Source organism: Streptomyces ferrugineus (genome assembly GCF_015160855.1).
Classification (GTDB): Bacteria; Actinomycetota; Actinomycetes; order Streptomycetales; family Streptomycetaceae; genus Streptomyces; species Streptomyces ferrugineus.
The window spans coordinates 6,599,684-6,618,116 of record NZ_CP063373.1 but is presented as its reverse complement, the minus strand read 5'-3'; the positions used below and the strand labels follow the sequence as shown (position 1 = coordinate 6,618,116).

Sequence of the window (18,433 nt, the reverse complement as noted above, 5' to 3'; positions counted from 1 at the left end):
CACGCCCGCCAAGGGGACCTCATGGCACCAGAACCACCGCTGCTCACCATGAACGGCATCACCAAGTCGTTCCCCGGAGTCCGCGCCCTCGACGGCGTCGACCTCGACGTCCAGGCCGGTGAAGTGCACTGCCTGCTCGGCCAGAACGGCGCCGGCAAGTCCACCCTCATCAAGGTCCTGGCCGGCGCCCACCAGCCCGACACCGGCACCATCCGCTGGCGCGGCGACGAGGTCACCCTCCGCTCGCCGATCGCCGCGATGCGCCTCGGCATCGCCACCATCTACCAGGAACTCGACCTGGTGGAACACCTGTCGGTGGCCGAGAACGTCCACCTCGGCCATGAACCCACGGCCGCCGGATTCGTCGTACGCGGAAAGGCCGCCAGAGATTCAACCGCCCAGCTGCTCAAGCGGCTTGGGCATCCCGAGATCCAACCGGGGCGCCTGGTCGGGGACTTGTCGGCGGCCCAGCAGCAGATCGTGTCGATGGCCCGGGCGCTCTCCCACGACGTACGGCTGATCGTGATGGACGAGCCGTCCGCCGCCCTCGACCCCGACGAGGTCGACAACCTCTTCCGCATCGTCGGCGACCTCACCGCCGCCGGAGTCGCCGTCGTCTACATCTCGCACCGGCTGGAGGAGATCCGCCGGATCGGCGACCGGGTGACCGTGCTGAAGGACGGGCGGGCCGTGGCGGGCGGGCTCCCGGCGAAGACGACGCCGACGCGTGACGTCGTGGCGATGATGACGGGACGCAACGTCGAGTACGTGTTCCCCGAGCGGCCGATGAAGGACGCGACGGCCGACAAACCGCTGCTGGAGGTGCGCGGACTCGCCCGCGACGGGGAGTTCGAGCCCCTCGACCTGAGCGTGCGGCCCGGGGAGATCGTCGGGCTCGCCGGACTGGTCGGCTCGGGGCGCTCCGAGATCCTGGAGACGATCTACGGCGCCAGGAAGCCCACCGCGGGCCAGGTCCTCGTGGACGGCCGGGCGCTGAAGCCGGGCAGCGTACGGGCCGCCGTGCGCGCCGGACTCGGGCTCGCCCCCGAGGAACGCAAGGCGCAGGCCCTGCTGATGCTGGAGTCCGTCACCCGCAATGTCTCGGTGTCCTCCATGTCCCGCTTCTCACGCGGCGGCTGGATCGACCGCACCGCCGAACTGGGCGCGGCGCGGGCCGCGACACGCGAGCTGTCGCTGCGCCCCGACAACCCGTCGGTGCCGGTACGCACGCTCTCCGGCGGCAACCAGCAAAAGGCCGTCCTGGCCCGCTGGCTGCTGCGCGGCTGCCGCGTCCTGCTGCTCGACGAACCCACCCGCGGCGTCGACGTCGGCGCCCGCGCCGAACTGTACGCGGTGGTACGCCGACTGGCCGACGAAGGCCTCGCCGTGCTGCTGGTCTCCAGCGAGGTGCCCGAGGTGCTCGGCCTCGCCGACCGCGTCCTGGTGCTGCGCGAGGGCCGTGTCGTGCACACGGCGCCCGCGCGTGAACTCGACGAACACCGCGTACTCGACCTCGTCATGGAAGGAAGCCCGGCGTCATGACGCAGCACGCCTCCCCGCCGCGGGACAGCACCGGCAAGGTGCCGTCGGCCGACGGACCCCCCGCCTGGCGGGGCCTGATCGCCCGCGCCGACGTGCGCACGCTCTCCCTGCTCGGCGTCCTCGCCGCGCTGATCATCATCGGCGGCATCACCAAGCCGGACCAGTTCCTGGACACCCGCAACCTCCAACTCGTCCTCACCCAGGCCTCCGTGATCGGCGTCGTCACCGTCGGCATGACCTTCGTCATCACCTCCGGCGGCATCGACCTGTCCGTCGGCGCGATCGTCGCGCTCGCCTCGGTGTGGGCGACGACGGTGGCCACCCAGGAGTACGGCTTCGGCGGCATCCTCTTCACGGCCGTACTGGTCGGCGTGGGGTGCGGACTGGTCAACGGCCTGCTGATCGCGTACGGCGGCATGGTCCCGTTCATCGCCACGCTCGCCATGCTGGCCTCCGCGCGCGGCCTGGCCCTCCAGATCACCGACGGCAAGACACAGATCGTCACCATCCCCTCCGTGCTGGACCTCGGCGAGCGCGACGCCTATGTGCTCGGCATCCCGCCGCTGGTCATGGTGTTCGCGGTCGTGACGATCATCGGCTGGCTGGTGCTGAACCGCACCACCTTCGGGCGGCGCACGGTCGCCGTCGGCGGCAACGCGGAGGCCGCCCGCCTCGCCGGCATCGACGTACGCCGCCAGCGGCTCTACCTCTACCTGCTGTCCGGACTGTGCTGCGGCATCGCCGCCTTCCTGCTGATCATCCTGTCCGGCTCCGGTCAGAACACCAACGGCAACCTCTACGAACTCGACGCCATCGCGGCCGCGATCATCGGCGGCACGCTGCTCAGCGGGGGCCGCGGCACCATCACCGGCTCCGTGCTCGGCGTCCTGATCTTCACCACGATCACCAACATCTTCGCCCTGAACAACCTGCAGAGCGACGTCCAGCAGATCGCCAAGGGCGCGATCATCGTCGCCGCCGTGCTGGTCCAGCGCCGTACCGCGAGCACGACCTGAGGAAAGGGTTCACCGCCATGCCAGAGACCATGAGCCGCTTCACCAGTCGCAGAGGGCTGCTCTTCGGGACCGCCGCCGTAGGCGCCGGTGCCCTCCTCACGGGTTGCACGAGCAACGAGTCCAAGGACGAGCCGGCCGCGAACGACCAGCCGGCCGCCGACGACAAGCCCGGCAAGCAGGTCACCATCGGCTTCGCCGGACCGCAGGCCGACCACGGCTGGCTCAACGCGATCAACGACAACGCCAAGAGCCGGGCGAAGAAGTACTCCGACGTGACGCTGGAGATCACCGAGGGGTCGAACGACACCGCCGCGCAGATCGGCCAGATAGAGACACTGATCAACAAGAAGGTCGACGTGCTGGTGGTGCTGCCCGCCGACGGCAAGGCCCTCACCCAGGTCGGCCTGAAGGCGATGCGCGCGGACATCCCGGTCATCAACCTCGACCGGATCTTCAACACCCCGCAGGCGTACCGCTGCTGGATCGGCGGCGACAACTACGGCATGGGCCTCAACGCCGGGCACTACATCGGCGAGAAGCTCAAGGGCAAGTCCAATGCCACGGTCATCGAACTGGCCGGCCTGGACAACCTGGAGCTGACCAAGCAGCGTACCCAGGGCTTCGACGACGCGCTGAAGAACTACCCCAACATCAAGAAGGTGGCCCGTCAGGCAGCCGAGTTCACCGTCGAGTCCGGACAGGCCAAGATGGCCCAACTGCTCCAGGCGCAGTCGAAGTTCGACGCGCTGTGGAACCACGACGACGACCAGGGCGTGGGCGCGCTGCGCGCCATCGACCAGGCCGGACGCGACGACTTCCTGATGGTCGGCGGCGCGGGCGCGCTGTCCGCGTTCCAGGCCATCAAGCAGGACGACGGTGTCCTCAAGGCCACCGTCCTGTACCCGCCGACCATGGCCGCGTCGGCCATCGACCTGGCCCGTGCGCTGGGCCAGGGCAAGGGCGTCGGCGGCATGGCGGAGTTCGAGATCCCCGCCTCGATCACGCTCTACTCGGCGGTCGTCGACAAGACCAACGTCGACCAGTACATGTCCACCGGCTTCAAGTGAGGCGCACCCTGCCCGACGGGGCCGAGGGGTCGTCGGGCAGGGCAGCCGGGAGCGTCCAGCGGATCGAGCCGGGGACGTCGCCGGGCGGGCTGTGCCGCGGCCGGGGCTGTCGTACCTGCGCGGCCGGGCCGGCCACATGGCGGACGGATTTCGCGGGTGGGCCGGTGCCGGGGGATCGGAGCAGGGCGCCGGTCCGGGGCAACGCCGGTGGGCGGGGCTCGGCGGGTGCGCCGGTCGATGCCGGTGCGTTGGCTCCGGCTGGATCCGGGCCTCGGTCGGATCCGGGCCTCGGTCGGATCCGGGTCCCGGTCGGTGCGCGGGCCTCGGGCCGGTGAGCGAGCCGGCACCGCGGTCGAGCCGGTGCCGCAGTCCGGCCGGTGCCGCAGCCCGGGTCATGGCCACCGCGCCGCCTGTGACACGGCTCCGGCCGCTCCGGACACGGCCCTGGTGGTCACGGGCACGGCGGTGACGACCGCGAGACCCGTGCGCCAGGCGGTCAACGCCCGGACGACCCGACCGCGACGTGCGCAGGACGCCCCAACCCCCCACCGCTCCACGACGACGAGGAGGACCATCGCATGGGACAGCCGCAGCAGCCCGAAGAGGCCGAGGCGGAGGCACGGGCCACGGCCGGCGAGGCGGGAGCACCGGGCACGGGGGCCGGGAAGCCACCACTGCGCGTCGGCATGGTCGGCTACGCCTTCATGGGCGCCGCCCACTCGCAGGGCTGGCGCACCGCGGGCCGTGTCTTCGACCTCCCCCGCACCCCGGTCCTGGCCGCGATCTGCGGACGGGACGCGGCGGCGGTGCGCGCGGCGGCCGACCGGCACGGCTGGGCGACCGCGGAGACCGACTGGCGGGCTCTGATCGAGCGGGACGACATCGACCTCGTCGACATCTGCACCCCCGGCGACAGCCACGCCGAGATCGCCCTCGCCGCGCTGGCCGCGGGCAAGCACGTGCTGTGCGAGAAGCCCCTCGCGAACAGCGTCGAGGAGGCCGAGGCGATGGTCGCGGCGGCCGAAGAGGCGTACGGGCGCGGCCAGTTGGCGATGGTCGGCTTCAACTACCGCCGGGTGCCCGCCACCGCCCTCGCCCGCAGCATGGTCGCCGAGGGCCGCCTCGGCAGCCTGCGCCACGTACGGGTGACCTACCTCCAGGACTGGCTGGTTGACCCGCAGTTCCCGCTCACCTGGCGGCTGCGCAAGGAGCTGGCCGGCTCGGGCGCGCTCGGCGACCTGGGCGCGCACATCATCGACCTCGCGCAGTACCTGGCGGGGGAGCGGCTGAGCGGCGTGTCCGCCCTGACCGAGACCTTCGTACGGGAACGTCCGCTGCCCGGCGGGGCCGTCAAGGGCCTGTCCGCCGTCTCGGCCGAGGGCGCCACCGGCCAGGTCACCGTCGACGACGCCGCCGTGTTCACCGGCCGCTTCGGCTCCGGCGCCCTCGCCTCCTTCGAGGCCACCCGCTACGCCACCGGCCGCAAGAACGCCCTGCGCATCGAGCTCAACGGCGAACACGGCTCGATCGCCTTCGACCTGGAGCGGCTCAACGAACTCGCCTACCACGACGGCACGGAACCGGGAGCGCACGCCGGCTTCCGCCGCATCCTCGTCACCGAACCCGACCACCCCTACCTGGAGGCCTGGTGGCCCCCGGGCCACGGCCTCGGCTACGAGCACACCTTCGTCCACCAGGCCCGCGACCTGGTCCACGCCATCGCCGAGGGCCGCCGGCCCGAGCCCTCCTTCGCCGACGGGCTGCAGGTGCAGCGCGTGCTCGCGGCGGTGGAGGAGAGCGCCGAGAAGAACTCCGTCTACACCCCGATCGCGGTCTGAGGAGGCTGACGCGCCATGCCGCGTACGTTCACGCTGTTCACCGGCCAGTGGGCCGACCTGCCGCTGGAGGAGGTCTGTCGGCTCGCCCGCGACTTCGGCTACGACGGGCTCGAACTCGCCTGCTGGGGCGACCACTTCGAGGTCGACAAGGCCCTGGCGGACCCGTCGTACATCGACTCCAGGAAGGCCCTGCTCGACAAGTACGGCCTCAAGTGCTGGGCGATCTCCAACCACCTGGTCGGCCAGGCCGTCTGCGACGCCATCATCGACGAACGCCACCAGGCCATCCTGCCGGGCGAGGTGTGGGCCGACGGCGACCCGGAGGGGGTACGGCGGCGCGCCGCGGACCGTATGAAGGACACCGCGCGCGCCGCGGCCGCCTTCGGCGTCGACACCGTGATCGGCTTCACCGGCTCCGCCATCTGGCATCTGGTCGCCATGTTCCCGCCCGCGCCCGAGTCGATGATCGAACGCGGCTACGCGGACTTCGCCGAGCGCTGGAACCCGATCCTCGACGTCTTCGACGCGGAGGGTGTGCTGTTCGCGCACGAGGTCCACCCGAGCGAGATCGCCTACGACTACTGGACGACCGTACGCACCCTCGAAGCCGTCGACCACCGCCCGGCCTTCGGGCTGAACTTCGACCCCTCGCACTTCGTGTGGCAGGACCTCGACCCGGTCGGCTTCCTCTGGGACTTCCGCGACCGCATCTACCACGTCGACTGCAAGGAGGCCCGCAAGCGCCTCGACGGACGCAACGGCCGCCTCGGCTCCCATCTGCCGTGGGGCGACCCGCGCCGGGGCTGGGACTTCGTGTCGGCCGGGCACGGCGACGTGCCCTGGGAGGACGTCTTCCGGATGCTGCGCTCCATCGGCTACCAGGGACCGATCTCCGTCGAGTGGGAGGACGCCGGCATGGACCGGCTCCAGGGCGCCCCCGAGGCGCTGACCCGTCTCAAGGCCTACGACTTCGAGCCGCCGTCCGCCTCCTTCGACGCGGCGTTCGGCAACTGACCCGTCCCAAGGGCTCGTCGAGCCCTGCCTTCGCTCTCCGGGATGACGGCGCATCCCGGCGCACGCACCCGCCCGTACAACCGGCCCCTTTCTGGAGGCACTCGTGCACGGGAACGACCGCATCACCAGCACCGGCAGAAGCGAGACCCACAGACGACGCCCGTCCTTCCGCAAGGCGGTGGCACTGCTGAGCGGCGCGCTGCTGGCGGGCGCGACACTCACCTTCACCGCACCCCAGGCCGGCGCAGCCGTCGCCGGCGAGGGGACCGCCGCGGCTGCCGCTGAGGCCGCCGCGGCCGAGGACTTCCAGCAGGTCACCCTCGCCAAGGGCGAACCGGAGGTCGGCGAGCCCATGTCGCTCGCCGTCCTCCCGGACCGCTCGGTCCTGCACACCTCCCGCGACGGCGAACTGCGCCTCACCGACGCGGCCGGCAACACCGAACTCGCGGGCAAGCTCGACGTGTACACCCACGACGAGGAAGGCCTGCAGGGCGTCGGCGTCGACCCCGGATTCGCCGAGAACCGCTTCATCTACCTCTACTACGCACCCCCGCTCGACACCCCCGCCGGCGACGCCCCCGAGACCGGGACGGCGGCCGACTTCGCCCCCTTCGACGGCGTCAACCGCCTCTCCCGCTTCGTCCTGAAGACCGACGGCACGCTCGACACGGCCAGCGAGACGAAGATCCTCGACATCCCCGCCTCCCGCGGCCTGTGCTGCCATGTCGGCGGTGACATCGACTTCGACGCGGCGGGCAACCTGTATCTCTCAACGGGCGACGACACCAATCCGTTCCAGTCGGACGGCTTCACCCCGATCGACGAGCGCGCCAACCGCAACCCGGCCTTCGACGCCCAGCGCTCCTCCGGCAACACCAACGACCTGCGGGGCAAGATCCTGCGCATCAAGGTGAACGCCGACGGCTCCTACTCGATCCCGGACGGGAACCTCTTCGCGCCCGGCACCGACAAGACACGGCCCGAGATCTACGCGATGGGCTTCCGCAACCCGTTCCGCTTCAGCGTCGACAAGGAGACGGGGATCCTCTACGTCGGCGACTACGGCCCCGACGCCGGCGCCGCCGACCCGGCGCGCGGCCCGGCGGGACAGGTCGAGTTCGCCCGCGTCACCGGCCCCGGCAACTTCGGGTGGCCGTACTGCACCGGTGACAACGACGCCTACGTCGACTACGACTTCGCCACCGGCCAGTCCGGCGCGGCCTTCGACTGCGCCGCCCCGAAGAACACCTCACCGAACAACACCGGCCTGACCGACCTTCCCCCGGCCCAGGCCGCCTGGATCCCCTACGACGGCGGATCCGTGCCCGAGTTCGGCACCGGCTCCGAGTCGCCGATGGGCGGCCCGGTCTACCACTACGACGCCGCGCTCGACTCGCCGGTGAAGTTCCCCGAGGCCTACGACGGGAACTTCTTCGCCGGGGAGTTCGGCCGCCGCTGGATCAAGCGGATCGTCAGCGACGACGCCGGGACCGTGCAGTCGATCAACGACGTCCCGTGGACCGGCACCCAGATCATGGACATGGCCTTCGGCCCGGACGGCGCGCTGTACGTCCTCGACTACGGCACCGCCTGGTTCGGCGGCGACGAGAACTCGGCCCTGTACCGCATCGAGAACGCCACCGACGGACACTCGCCGGTCGCGCAGGCCGCGGCGAGCAGGACGTCCGGGAAGGCCCCGTTCAGGGTCCGGTTCTCCTCGGAGGGCACGTCCGACCAGGACGGCGACGCCCTGACCTACAGCTGGGACTTCGGCGACGGCGGCAAGTCCACGGCGGCCAACCCGACGCACCGCTACAAGAAGAACGGCACCTACACCGCGACCCTGACCGCCAAGGACCCCTCGGGCCGCACCGGCAGCGCGAGCGTGCAGATCGTGGTCGGCAACACCGCGCCCAAGGTGACGCTGGAACTCCCGCAGGACGGACAGCTGTTCAGCTTCGGTGACGGGATCCCGTTCAAGGTGAAGGTCAGTGACCCCGAGGACCGGACCATCGACTGCTCCAAGGTCAAGGTCAGCTTCATCCTCGGCCACGACAGCCACGGCCACCCGCTGACCTCGGCCAACGGCTGCACCGGCACCCTCCAGACCAGCGCCGACGGCGGCCATGACGAGGACGCCAACATCTTCGGCGTCATCGACGCCGAGTACACCGACAACGGCGGCGGCGGCCAGGCCCCGCTCACCACCCACGACCAGAACGTCACCCAGCCCAAGCACCGCCAGGCCGAGCACTTCGGCAACGGCTCCGGCGTCTCCGTCATCACCAAGGACGCCGCGCACGGCGGCCGGACGGTCGGCAACATCAACAACGGCGACTGGATCTCCTTCACGCCGTACGCCCTGAGCAACGCCAAGAAGATCACCGCGCGCATCTCCTCCGGCGGCGCGGGCGGCACGCTCGAGGTCCGTGCGGGATCCTCGACGGGCACCCTGCTCGGCAAGGCGACCGTCCCGGTGACCGGCGGCTGGGAGACCTTCCAGGACGTCAGCGCCGACCTGTCCCGCGCGCCCAGGGGCACCACCACGCTCTACCTGGTCTTCAAGGGCAGCGGCACCGGAGCCCTGTACGACGTGGACGACTTCACCTTCACGACGGGCTGAGAGGAGGAACGAAGCATGCGTATGCGTCCAACCGGACGACTGACAACGGCAGTCGTGGGAGCGGCCGTACTCCTCGGCTGCGTCTCGGGACCGGCCGCGTCACAGTCCACCCGCGACCCGCGCCCGGGGGCCAAGGCCGAGCGGGTGCTGGTCTTCTCCAAGACGGCCGGCTTCCGCCACGACTCCATCCCCGACGGCGTCGCCGCGGTCAAGCAGCTCGGCGAGCAGGGCGGCTTCACGGTCGACGCGACCGAGGACGCCGCCGCCTTCACCGCCGGCAACCTCGGCCGCTACGCCGCGGTCGTGTTCCTGTCCACGACCGGAGACGTCCTGAACGACGCCCAGCAGCGGGCGTTCGAGGGATACATCCGGCAGGGCGGGGCGTACGTCGGCATCCACGCGGCCGCCGACACCGAGTACGACTGGGAGTTCTACGGCGGCCTCGCCGGCGCCTACTTCCAGTCGCACCCGGCGATCCAGCCCGCGACGGTGGACGTCGAGGACCACGCCCACCCGGCGACCTCGGGTCTCGCCCAGACCTGGAACCGCACGGACGAGTGGTACAACTACCGCTCGAACCCCCGTGAGCGGGCCCATGTCCTGGCGTCCCTCGACGAGTCCTCGTACACCGGCGGCACCATGAACGGCGACCACCCGATCGCCTGGTGCCAGAACTACCAGGGCGGCCGCGCCTTCTACACCGGGGGCGGCCACACCAAGGAGTCCTACGCCGAGCCCCTGTTCCGCGAGCACCTGCTCGGCGGAATCCGCTGGGCGATCGGCGACGCACAGGCCGACTGCCGCCCCGAGACGGGCTACCGCCCCCTCTTCGACGGCACACAGGCCTCGCTGGACGACTGGCGACAGGCGGGCCCCGGCTCCTTCACCCTGGCCGCCGACGGCACCCTCACCTCGACCGGCGGGATGGGGATGCTCTGGTACGCCGGATCAGGCTTCGGGTCGTACTCCGTGAAGCTCGACTGGAAGATGGCCGGCGACGACAACTCCGGTGTGTTCGTGGGCTTCCCGCCCTCGGACGACCCGTGGTCGGCCGTCAACAACGGTTATGAGATCCAGATCGACGCGACCGACGCCGCCGACCGCACCACCGGCGCGGTGTACGGCTTCAAGTCCGCCGACCTGAAGAAACGTGACCGCGCGCTGAACCCGCCGGGTGAGTGGAACACCTACGAGATCCGCGTGGAGGGCGAGCGCCTCCGCGTCTATCTCAACGGTGTGAAGATCAACGACTTCACCAACACCGACCCGGCCCGGAGCCTCACCGACGGACACATCGGCATCCAGAACCACGGAGCCGACGACGAGGTGTCCTTCCGTGACATCCGGATCAAGGAACTGCCCACGAAGCCCACGAGGCCGACCGAGTCCGCGGACTCCGCCGGACCCACGGCTTCGCAGGGCGACTGAGCGACGGCGGGCGGGCGACGCCGGACTCCCGCCCGCCGTCTTCACCCCACCGGGCCTCCGGCGAGGCCCGGCCCAAGGGGCTCACATACGACGCGTTCGACAAGGAGGCTGCCATGTCCGCGTCCGTTTCCCCGTCCGTGGCGCGCGTCGGCGTCTGGCTGATCGGGGCGCGCGGCTCCGTCGCCACGACCGTCGTCGCCGGGTGCGCCGCCGTCACCGCGGGACTGCACCCGCCGACGGGCCTGGTCACCGAGACGCCCATGTTCGCGGACAGCGGCCTGCCCGCGCTGTCGTCCCTGGTCTTCGGCGGCCACGACACGGTGGACTGCCCCCTGCCCAAACGCGCGGAAGCCCTGGCAGCGGGCGGTGTGCTGCCCCCGGGCCTGCCCACGGCGGTACGCGCCGAACTCGCCACGGCGGACGCGGAGATCAGGCCCGGCGGCCCGCTCCCCGGCGACACGCGCGGCGATCCCGACCTGATCACCGCCTTCGCGGACGACATCCAGGACTTCATACGGCGCTACGACCTCACCCGCGCGGTCGTGGTCAACGTCGCCTCCACCGAGCCGCCGCCCACCGGCACCGCACTGCCCCCGAGTTCGCTGTACGCGGCGGCGGCCCTGCGAGCGGGCTGCCCCTACGTGAACTTCACCCCCTCGACCGGCCTGGACCACCCCGCGCTGGCACCCCTGCTTGCGTCGGCCGGGCTGCCCTTCGCGGGGCGCGACGGCAAGACGGGCCAGACGCTGCTGCGGTCCGTGCTGGGCCCGATGTTCGCCCAACGCGCGCTGGCCGTCCGCGCCTGGTCCGGCACCAACCTGCTGGGCGGCGGCGACGGCGCCTCTCTCGCCGACCCGGCCGCGGCGGCGGCGAAGAACGCCGGCAAGGAGAGGGTCCTGGCCGACACCCTCGGCACCGCTCCCGAGGGCGAGGTCCACATCGACGACGTCCCCGCCCTCGGCGACTGGAAGACCGCCTGGGACCACATCGCCTTCGACGGCTTCCTCGGCACCCGCATGGTCCTCCAGACCACCTGGCAGGGCTGCGACTCGTCCCTCGCGGCACCCCTGGTCCTCGACCTGGCCCGCTTGACGGCACGCGCCCACGAGGCCGGCCTGTCCGGCCCGCTCTCCGAACTCGGCTTCTACTTCAAGGACCCGGCGGGGGAGGGGCCGGCGGCGCTCGGGGAGCAGTACGCGGCCCTGGCGGGCTTCGCGCAACGATTGAGGGTGGAGCGCCCGGGAGAGCCGGCGCCGCACTCCGGCTCCGACGAGGAGCGCCGGTGAACCGGCACCGGCGGCGCAGGGCGACGTCCACGCCGCCGGCCATCGGCGCTACGGGAGAGCCGCGCCGTACGGCACTCGCCTGGGCCGAACTGCTCCGCCTCCCCGCCCTGTTCACCGTCCCCGGCGACGCCCTCGCAGGCGCCGCCACGACCGCGGCCCGCCCCAATTCCCGCACCCTGCTCGCCATCGGTTCCTCCCTCTGTCTGTACGAGGCCGGAATGGCCCTCAACGACTGGGCGGACCGCGCGGAGGACGCCGCCGAGCGCCCCCATCGCCCCCTCCCGTCCGGCCGCGTCCACCCCGCAGCCGCCCTCACCGCGGCCTGCGCCCTGACCGGCGCGGGCCTCGCACTCGCCGCCCGCGCCGGCCGCCCCGCCCTCACGGTTGCCGCGCCGCTCGCGGCCACCGTCTGGGCTTACGACCTCGCCCTGAAACACACGCCCGCCGGACCCGCGGCCATGGCCACGGCCCGTGCACTGGACCTCCTCCTGGGCGCAGCGGCAACGACCGGCCACACCCGCGAGGCCCTCCCGTCAGCCGCCCTGCTCGGCACCCACACGCTGGCGGTCACCGCGGTGTCCCGCCAGGAGACCAGGGGCGGTTCGCCCCTGGCACCGCTCGCGGCGCTGACCACGACGGCACTCCTGAGCCGGCTTCTGTCACGCCGACCCACGGGATCTCCGGCGGGCGGTGGGTCTGCGGACGCCCATGGCCTGGAGGGCCGTCGGCACGCCGCCGCCCTCGCGGTTGGCGGTGCCGGCTCGCCGGGCGCCCGCGCCCTGAGTACTGCCCTGGCCGCGGCTTACGCCGCGACCGCCGCCCGCCCTTACCTCCACGCCACGCTCAACCCCTCACCCCCGCTCACCCAACGAGCCGTCGGCGGCGGCATCCGCGCCACCATCCCGCTCCAGGCCGCTCTGTGCGCCCGATCCGGCGCCGCCCGCACCGCCCTGTTCGTCGCCGGACTCACCGCGCTCGGCCGGAGATTCGGAAGGAAGGTGAGCGTCACATGAGCGACGCGACGACCGATCCGGGCAGGTCCAACGGGGCGTCGGGCCGCAGCGCCACCCCGCCGAGCCGGGCGACGGCTGTCCCGGCGCGTCCCGCCGAAGCCTCGGGCACCGACGCCCGCCTGCTGCACGGCACCGGCATCGGGCAGCCCGGTGCCGTCCTCCGCTTCGGCTACGGCACCAACGGCCTCGCCGACCTCCGCCTCGACGACGCCCTGGCCCTCCTCGCCGACCTCGGCTACGACGGAGTCGGCCTGACCCTCGACCACATGCACCTCGACCCGCTCGCCCTGGATCTCGCCGCCCGCACCCGCCGCCTCGCGCAGCGGCTGGACGCGCTCGGCCTGGGCGCCACCGTGGAGACGGGCGCCCGCTATGTGCTCGACCCGCGCCGCAAGCACGGCCCCTCCCTGCTGGACCCCGACCCGGACGACCGCGCCCGCCGCGTCGACCTGCTGCTCCGCGCCGTCCGGGTGGCCGCCGACCTCGGTGCCCACGCCGTCCACTGCTTCAGCGGACTCACACCGCCGGGCACGGACCAGGACACCGCCTGGCAGCGTCTGGCCGACGCGCTCGCCCCGGTCCTGGACGTCGCCACCGCGACCGGCATCCCGCTCGCCGTCGAACCCGAACCCGGCCACCTCCTCGCCACCCTCGCCGACTTCCACCGACTCCGCCGGGCACTCGGCGACCCCGAACACCTCGGCCTGACCCTCGACATCGGCCACTGCCAGTGCCTCGAACCCCTCTCTCCCGCCGACTGCGTACGCGCCGCCGCCCCCTGGCTGCGCCACGTCCAGATCGAGGACATGCGCCGCGGCATCCATGAACACCTCCCCTTCGGCGACGGCGAGATCGACTTCCCACCCGTCCTCGCCGCCCTCTCCGCCTCCGGCTACCGGGGCCTGACCGTCGTCGAACTGCCCCGCCACTCCCACGCGGGCCCCCACTTCGCCGAACTCTCCCTGCCGTTCCTCCGCCGCGCCGAGGCAACGGCCACCCGATCACCCGCACTCGTCCCACCCCATGGCGATCCCTCCGCCACCCCCGAAGGGAGCACCTCATGACCCGCCCCCGCACCAGCCCGGCGACCCCGGGCGCGGACACCGAGCCTCGAACGCGCGCCGAGCCCGGAACGCCCGCCGAGAAGCGAGCCGACGCCGAGAGCCGAACCGACGGCACCCAGGACCGGGCGAGCACAGAGGGTCGGGCGAGCACCCAGGGCCGGGCGAGCACCGGGGGTCGGGCGAGCACCGCGGGTCGGGCGAGCACCCAGGACCGAGCGGCCACCGAAGGCCAGGCACACGCCCCGCACCCGTCAGCCACCCCGGGCACACCCCTCGCCCTCGCCCTCACCCCACCCCCCGACCTGCGCGCCGATCTCACCGCGCACCTGGGCTCGGCCGCCGGCGCCTGGCTCCACCGAGCCCTCGACGAGGCTGCCGCACATCCCGGGACCCACGGCCCCATCTCCGTCTGGGAGTTGCGCATCGCCGAGGCCGGGCGTCGCTGCGGCTCCGAGTACGCCGACGCCGCCCGCGTCCTGATCCTGCACGCGGCCCGCGCCGACACGGACGCCCTCACCCGGGTCTACTTCCAGGGCACCGCCGCCGAACGCCGCGCCGTCCTGCACGCGCTGCCCCACCTCGTACCCGGCCCGGAGGCACTCCCGCTCGTCGAGGACGCCCTGCGCACCAACGACACCCGCCTCCTCGCCGCCGCCGTCGGCCCCTACGCCGCCCGGCACCTCGACCCCCACCAGTGGCGGCACGCCGTCCTGAAGTGCCTGTTCACCGGTGTCCGCGTCGACACCGTGGCCGACCTGGACCGCCGCGCCCACCGCGACGCCGAACTCGCCCGCATGCTCGGCGACTACGCCGCCGAACGCACCGCCGCGGGCCGTCCCGTGCCCGAAGACCTGCACCGCGTCCTGACCCTGACCGACCCCACGGCCATCCCGCCCGCACCCGCCGCCGAGCGCGGCAGCCGCGGCACCGACGGCAAGGAGTCCTGATGCGCCTCTTCGACCCCCACATCCACATGACGTCCCGCACCACCGACGACTACGAGGCCATGCACGCCTCCGGCGTCCGCGCCGTCGTCGAGCCCTCCTTCTGGCTCGGCCAGCCCCGCACCTCTCCCGCCTCCTTCCTCGACTACTTCGACTCGCTCCTCGGCTGGGAGCCCTTCCGCGCCGCGCAGTACGGCATCGCGCACCACTGCACGCTCGCCCTCAATCCCAAGGAGGCGAACGACCCCCGCTGTGTCCCCGTCCTCGACGAGCTGCCCCGCTATCTCGTCAAGGACCAGGTCGTCGCCGTCGGCGAGATCGGCTATGACTCGATGACGCCCGCCGAGGACACCGCCCTCGCCGCCCAGCTCCAGCTCGCCGCCGACCATGAACTGCCCGCGCTCGTCCACACCCCGCACCGCGACAAGCTGGCGGGCCTGCGCCGCACCCTCGACGTCGTCCGGGAGTCCGCGCTGCCCCCAGAGCGTGTCCTCGTCGACCACCTCAACGAGACCACGGTGAAGGAGGCCAAGGACAGCGGCTGCTGGCTCGGCTTCTCCGTCTATCCCGACACCAAGATGGACGAGGAGCGGATGATCGCGATCCTCCGCGCGTACGGACCCGAGCAGGTCCTGGTGAACTCCGCCGCCGACTGGGGCAGGAGCGACCCCCTGAAGACCCGCAAGGTCGCGGACCTGATGCTGGCCGAGGGCTTCGGCGAGGACGACGTCGACCTGGTGCTGTGGCGCAACCCCGTCGCCTTCTACGGGCTCAGCGGCCGCCTCACCCTCGATGTCGCCACTCCGGAGGCCACCCACGAGGGCAACTCCATCCTCCGCGGCGCCCCCAAGGACCCGGACGGACCGGCAGCCGCACCGGGTGAGTCGGACACCCGGGCCGCCGCCCCGTCCCCGGGGGCGTGAGCCATGCGCTTCCGCCACCCCGACGGCTCCACCATCCACCTCGCCTACTGCACCAACGTCCACCCGGCCGAGACCCTCGACGGCGTCCTCGCCCAACTCCGCGACCACTGCGAACCCGTCCGCCGACGGCTCGGCCGCGACCGCCTCGGCATCGGCCTGTGGCTCGCCAAGGACGCCGCGCACTCCCTCGTCACCGACCCCTCCGCCCTGCGCGGCCTGCGCACCGAACTCGACCGGCGTGGCCTCGAGGTCGTCACCCTCAACGGCTTCCCGTACGAGGGGTTCGGCGCCGAAGAGGTCAAGTACCGCGTCTACAAGCCGGACTGGGCCGACCCCGAACGCCTCGACCACACCACGGCCCTGGCCCGTGTCCTCGCCGGACTCCTCCCCGACGACGTCACCGAGGGCAGCATCTCGACCCTGCCCCTCACCTGGCGCACCGCCTATGACGAGGACCGCGCCGGGACCGCCCGCACGGCCCTGCGCACCCTCGCCGAACGCCTCGACGCCCTGCGGGAGCTGACCGGCCGCGACATCCGCGTCGGCCTCGAACCCGAACCGGGCTGCACCGTCGAGACCACCGGCGACGCCATCGCCCCGCTCACCGCGATCGGCCACGACCGCATCGGCATCTGCGTCGACACCTGCCACCTCGCCACCTCCTTCGAAGATCCGCACACCGCCCTGGACGCGCTCACCGCAGCCCGCGTCCCCGTCGTCAAGTCCCAGCTGTCGGCCGCACTGCACGCCGAACACCCGCACCTCCCCGATGTCCGCGAGGCCCTCGCCGCCTTCGACGAACCCCGCTTCCTGCACCAGACCCGCACGGCCACCGCCGCCGGCCTGCGCTGCACCGACGACCTCGGCCAGGCCCTCAACGGCGACGCCCTCCCCGACGCCTCCCCGTGGCGCGCCCACTTCCACGTCCCGCTGCACGCGGCCCCCGCCGCGCCCCTCACCTCCACACTCGATGTCCTGAAGGCCGCCCTGGCCCGTCTCGTCGGCGGCCCGCAGCCGCTCACCCGCCACCTGGAGGTGGAGACATACACCTGGCAGGCCCTCCCGGCCGAACTGCGGCCCCGCGCCCGCAGCCAGCTCGCCGACGGCATCGCCGCCGAACTCACCCTCGCCCGCGACCTGTTGACCGACCTGGGCCTGAAGGAGCTGCCATGACCGAGCCATCGGACCCCACGGTCCCGGCAGCCCCGGCCACCCGCCCAGCGCCCCGGCCGGACGCCACCGCCGCGCACCGTCCCACCCCGCTCCTCGTCCTGGACGTCGTGGGCCTCACCCCCCGTCTGCTCGACCACATGCCTCACCTCAAGGCCCTCGCCCAGTCCGGCTCCCGCGCCCCGCTCGGCACCGTCCTGCCCGCCGTCACCTGCGCCGCCCAGTCCACCTTCCTCACCGGCACCCACCCGTCGGAGCACGGCATCGTCGGCAACGGCTGGTACTTCCGCGACCTCGGCGACGTACTCCTGTGGCGCCAGCACAACGGCCTGGTCACCGGCGACAAACTCTGGGACGCCGCCCGCCGCGCCCACCCCGGCTACACCGTCGCCAACATCTGCTGGTGGTACGCCATGGGCGCCGACACCGACATCACCGTCACCCCCCGTCCGATCTACTACTCCGACGGCCGCAAGGAACCCGACTGCTACACCCGTCCACCCGCTCTCCACGACGAACTCACCGACACATTCGGCACCTTCCCGCTCTTCCACTTCTGGGGCCCCGGCGCGGACCTCGTCTCCAGCCGCTGGATCATCGACGCGACCCGCCACATCAACCGCACCCGGCACCCGGATCTGACGCTCTGCTACCTCCCTCATCTCGACTACGACCTGCAGCGCTTCGGCCCCGGCGACCCACGTTCGCTGAAGGCGGCCGCCGACCTGGATGCGGCCATGGCCCCGCTCCTGGACGACGCCCGAGCGGAGGGCCGTACCGTGGTGGCGCTGTCCGAGTACGGCATCACCCGCGCGGACCGCCCCGTCGACATCAACCGGGCCCTGCGCCGCGCGGGACTGCTCGAAGTGCACACCCAGGACGGCATGGAGTACCTGGACCCGATGGCCTCACGTGCCTTCGCGGTCGCCGATCACCAGATCGCCCACGTCTATGTGCGCCGCCCGGAGGATCTCGACGCGACCCGGGCCGCACTCGACGGACTGCCCGGCATTGAGCAACTCCTCGACGACGAGGGCAAGAAGAACCACCATCTCGACCATCCGCGCTCCGGCGAACTCGTCGCCGTGGCGGAGCCGGACGCCTGGTTCACGTACTACTACTGGCTCGATGACGCCCGCGCGCCCGACTTCGCGCGACTCGTCGAGATCCATCGCAAACCCGGCTACGACCCGGTCGAACTCTTCATGGATCCCCTCGACCCCTACGTCAAGGTCAAGGCCGCGACCGCGCTCGCGCGCAAGAAACTCGGCATGCGCTATCGCATGGCGGTCGTGCCCCTGGATCCGTCACCTATTCGCGGCAGCCACGGCCGCCTTCCCATGAGCGACGACGACGGTCCGCTCCTCATCTGCTCCACCCCCCGCGCTGTCGGCGACCGCGTCGCGGCCACCGATGTGAAGTCACTCCTGCTCCAACTCGCCGGTCTCACCGACCCGTCTCTTCCGACTGGTCCCAAGTGAAGCACTCACCACTGACAACGGCCT

At 72.2% G+C, this 18,433-nt stretch carries 14 protein-coding genes; all 14 read left to right on the top strand.

From position 1 onward, the window contains the following. The first annotated feature begins 21 nt into the window (after nucleotides 1–21). Complete coding sequence (locus IM697_RS29765) at nucleotides 22–1,542, top strand: sugar ABC transporter ATP-binding protein (protein ID WP_194039177.1); 1,521 nt, start codon at nucleotides 22–24, stop codon at nucleotides 1,540–1,542. Then, complete coding sequence (locus IM697_RS29760; protein ID WP_194039176.1) at nucleotides 1,539–2,558, top strand: ABC transporter permease; 1,020 nt, start codon at nucleotides 1,539–1,541, stop codon at nucleotides 2,556–2,558. Before IM697_RS29765 ends, IM697_RS29760 begins: the two co-directional genes overlap by 4 nt. 29 nt (nucleotides 2,559–2,587) lie before the next feature. Next, nucleotides 2,588–3,625: a substrate-binding domain-containing protein gene (locus IM697_RS29755; protein ID WP_407699662.1), complete on the top strand. Its 1,038-nt coding sequence runs from the start codon at nucleotides 2,588–2,590 to the stop codon at nucleotides 3,623–3,625. Between the two features lie 578 nt (nucleotides 3,626–4,203). Continuing rightward, a complete protein-coding gene (locus tag IM697_RS29750) occupies nucleotides 4,204–5,463 on the top strand; it encodes a Gfo/Idh/MocA family protein (RefSeq protein ID WP_194039174.1) in 1,260 nt (419 codons plus the stop codon). A 15-nt stretch (nucleotides 5,464–5,478) separates the two neighbouring features. Next, complete coding sequence (locus IM697_RS29745; RefSeq protein WP_194039173.1) at nucleotides 5,479–6,477, top strand: sugar phosphate isomerase/epimerase family protein; 999 nt, start codon at nucleotides 5,479–5,481, stop codon at nucleotides 6,475–6,477. 103 nt (nucleotides 6,478–6,580) lie between these two features. Continuing rightward, complete coding sequence (locus IM697_RS29740; protein ID WP_194039172.1) at nucleotides 6,581–9,100, top strand: PQQ-dependent sugar dehydrogenase; 2,520 nt, start codon at nucleotides 6,581–6,583, stop codon at nucleotides 9,098–9,100. Nucleotides 9,101–9,121: 21 nt separating this feature from the next. After that, a complete protein-coding gene (locus tag IM697_RS29735) occupies nucleotides 9,122–10,528 on the top strand; it encodes a ThuA domain-containing protein (protein WP_194049936.1) in 1,407 nt (468 codons plus the stop codon). Nucleotides 10,529–10,641: 113 nt separating this feature from the next. Further along, entirely contained in the window at nucleotides 10,642–11,814 is a 1,173-nt protein-coding gene (locus tag IM697_RS29730; RefSeq protein WP_194039171.1) for an inositol-3-phosphate synthase, read from the top strand. Next, complete coding sequence (locus tag IM697_RS29725) at nucleotides 11,811–12,827, top strand: SCO3242 family prenyltransferase (RefSeq protein ID WP_194039170.1); 1,017 nt, start codon at nucleotides 11,811–11,813, stop codon at nucleotides 12,825–12,827. Before IM697_RS29730 ends, IM697_RS29725 begins: the two co-directional genes overlap by 4 nt. Next, on the top strand, nucleotides 12,824–13,891 hold the full coding sequence (locus IM697_RS29720; protein ID WP_194039169.1) for a sugar phosphate isomerase/epimerase family protein: 1,068 nt from the start codon (nucleotides 12,824–12,826) through the stop codon (nucleotides 13,889–13,891). Before IM697_RS29725 ends, IM697_RS29720 begins: the two co-directional genes overlap by 4 nt. Beyond that, nucleotides 13,888–14,838, top strand: coding sequence for an EboA domain-containing protein (locus IM697_RS29715; protein WP_228044228.1), 951 nt, complete (start codon nucleotides 13,888–13,890; stop codon nucleotides 14,836–14,838). The genes IM697_RS29720 and IM697_RS29715 overlap by 4 nt, the downstream gene beginning before the upstream one ends. Continuing rightward, entirely contained in the window at nucleotides 14,838–15,758 is a 921-nt protein-coding gene (locus tag IM697_RS29710) for a TatD family hydrolase (RefSeq protein ID WP_194039168.1), read from the top strand. Before IM697_RS29715 ends, IM697_RS29710 begins: the two co-directional genes overlap by 1 nt. 3 nt (nucleotides 15,759–15,761) lie before the next feature. Further along, a complete protein-coding gene (gene eboE, locus IM697_RS29705; protein ID WP_194039167.1) occupies nucleotides 15,762–16,931 on the top strand; it encodes a metabolite traffic protein EboE in 1,170 nt (389 codons plus the stop codon). Next, nucleotides 16,928–18,409 (top strand): alkaline phosphatase family protein, encoded by a 1,482-nt coding sequence (locus IM697_RS29700; RefSeq protein ID WP_228044227.1) that lies wholly within the window; start codon nucleotides 16,928–16,930, stop codon nucleotides 18,407–18,409. Before eboE ends, IM697_RS29700 begins: the two co-directional genes overlap by 4 nt. The last annotated feature ends 24 nt before the right edge of the window (nucleotides 18,410–18,433 follow it).

What these genes read in the sequence shown, in the direction of transcription:
- IM697_RS29760 (WP_194039176.1), top strand. Translation starts at nt 1,539, where the DNA reads ATGACGCAGCACGCCTCCCCGCCGCGGGACAGCACCGGCAAGGTGCCG.
- eboE (WP_194039167.1), top strand. Translation starts at nt 15,762, where the DNA reads ATGCGCTTCCGCCACCCCGACGGCTCCACCATCCACCTCGCCTACTGC.
- IM697_RS29710 (WP_194039168.1), top strand. Translation starts at nt 14,838, where the DNA reads ATGCGCCTCTTCGACCCCCACATCCACATGACGTCCCGCACCACCGAC.
- IM697_RS29755 (WP_407699662.1), top strand. Translation starts at nt 2,588, where the DNA reads ATGAGCCGCTTCACCAGTCGCAGAGGGCTGCTCTTCGGGACCGCCGCC.
- IM697_RS29765 (WP_194039177.1), top strand. Translation starts at nt 22, where the DNA reads ATGGCACCAGAACCACCGCTGCTCACCATGAACGGCATCACCAAGTCG.
- IM697_RS29735 (WP_194049936.1), top strand. Translation starts at nt 9,122, where the DNA reads ATGCGTCCAACCGGACGACTGACAACGGCAGTCGTGGGAGCGGCCGTA.
- IM697_RS29730 (WP_194039171.1), top strand. Translation starts at nt 10,642, where the DNA reads ATGTCCGCGTCCGTTTCCCCGTCCGTGGCGCGCGTCGGCGTCTGGCTG.
- IM697_RS29700 (WP_228044227.1), top strand. Translation starts at nt 16,928, where the DNA reads ATGACCGAGCCATCGGACCCCACGGTCCCGGCAGCCCCGGCCACCCGC.
- IM697_RS29750 (WP_194039174.1), top strand. Translation starts at nt 4,204, where the DNA reads ATGGGACAGCCGCAGCAGCCCGAAGAGGCCGAGGCGGAGGCACGGGCC.
- IM697_RS29720 (WP_194039169.1), top strand. Translation starts at nt 12,824, where the DNA reads ATGAGCGACGCGACGACCGATCCGGGCAGGTCCAACGGGGCGTCGGGC.
- IM697_RS29745 (WP_194039173.1), top strand. Translation starts at nt 5,479, where the DNA reads ATGCCGCGTACGTTCACGCTGTTCACCGGCCAGTGGGCCGACCTGCCG.
- IM697_RS29715 (WP_228044228.1), top strand. Translation starts at nt 13,888, where the DNA reads ATGACCCGCCCCCGCACCAGCCCGGCGACCCCGGGCGCGGACACCGAG.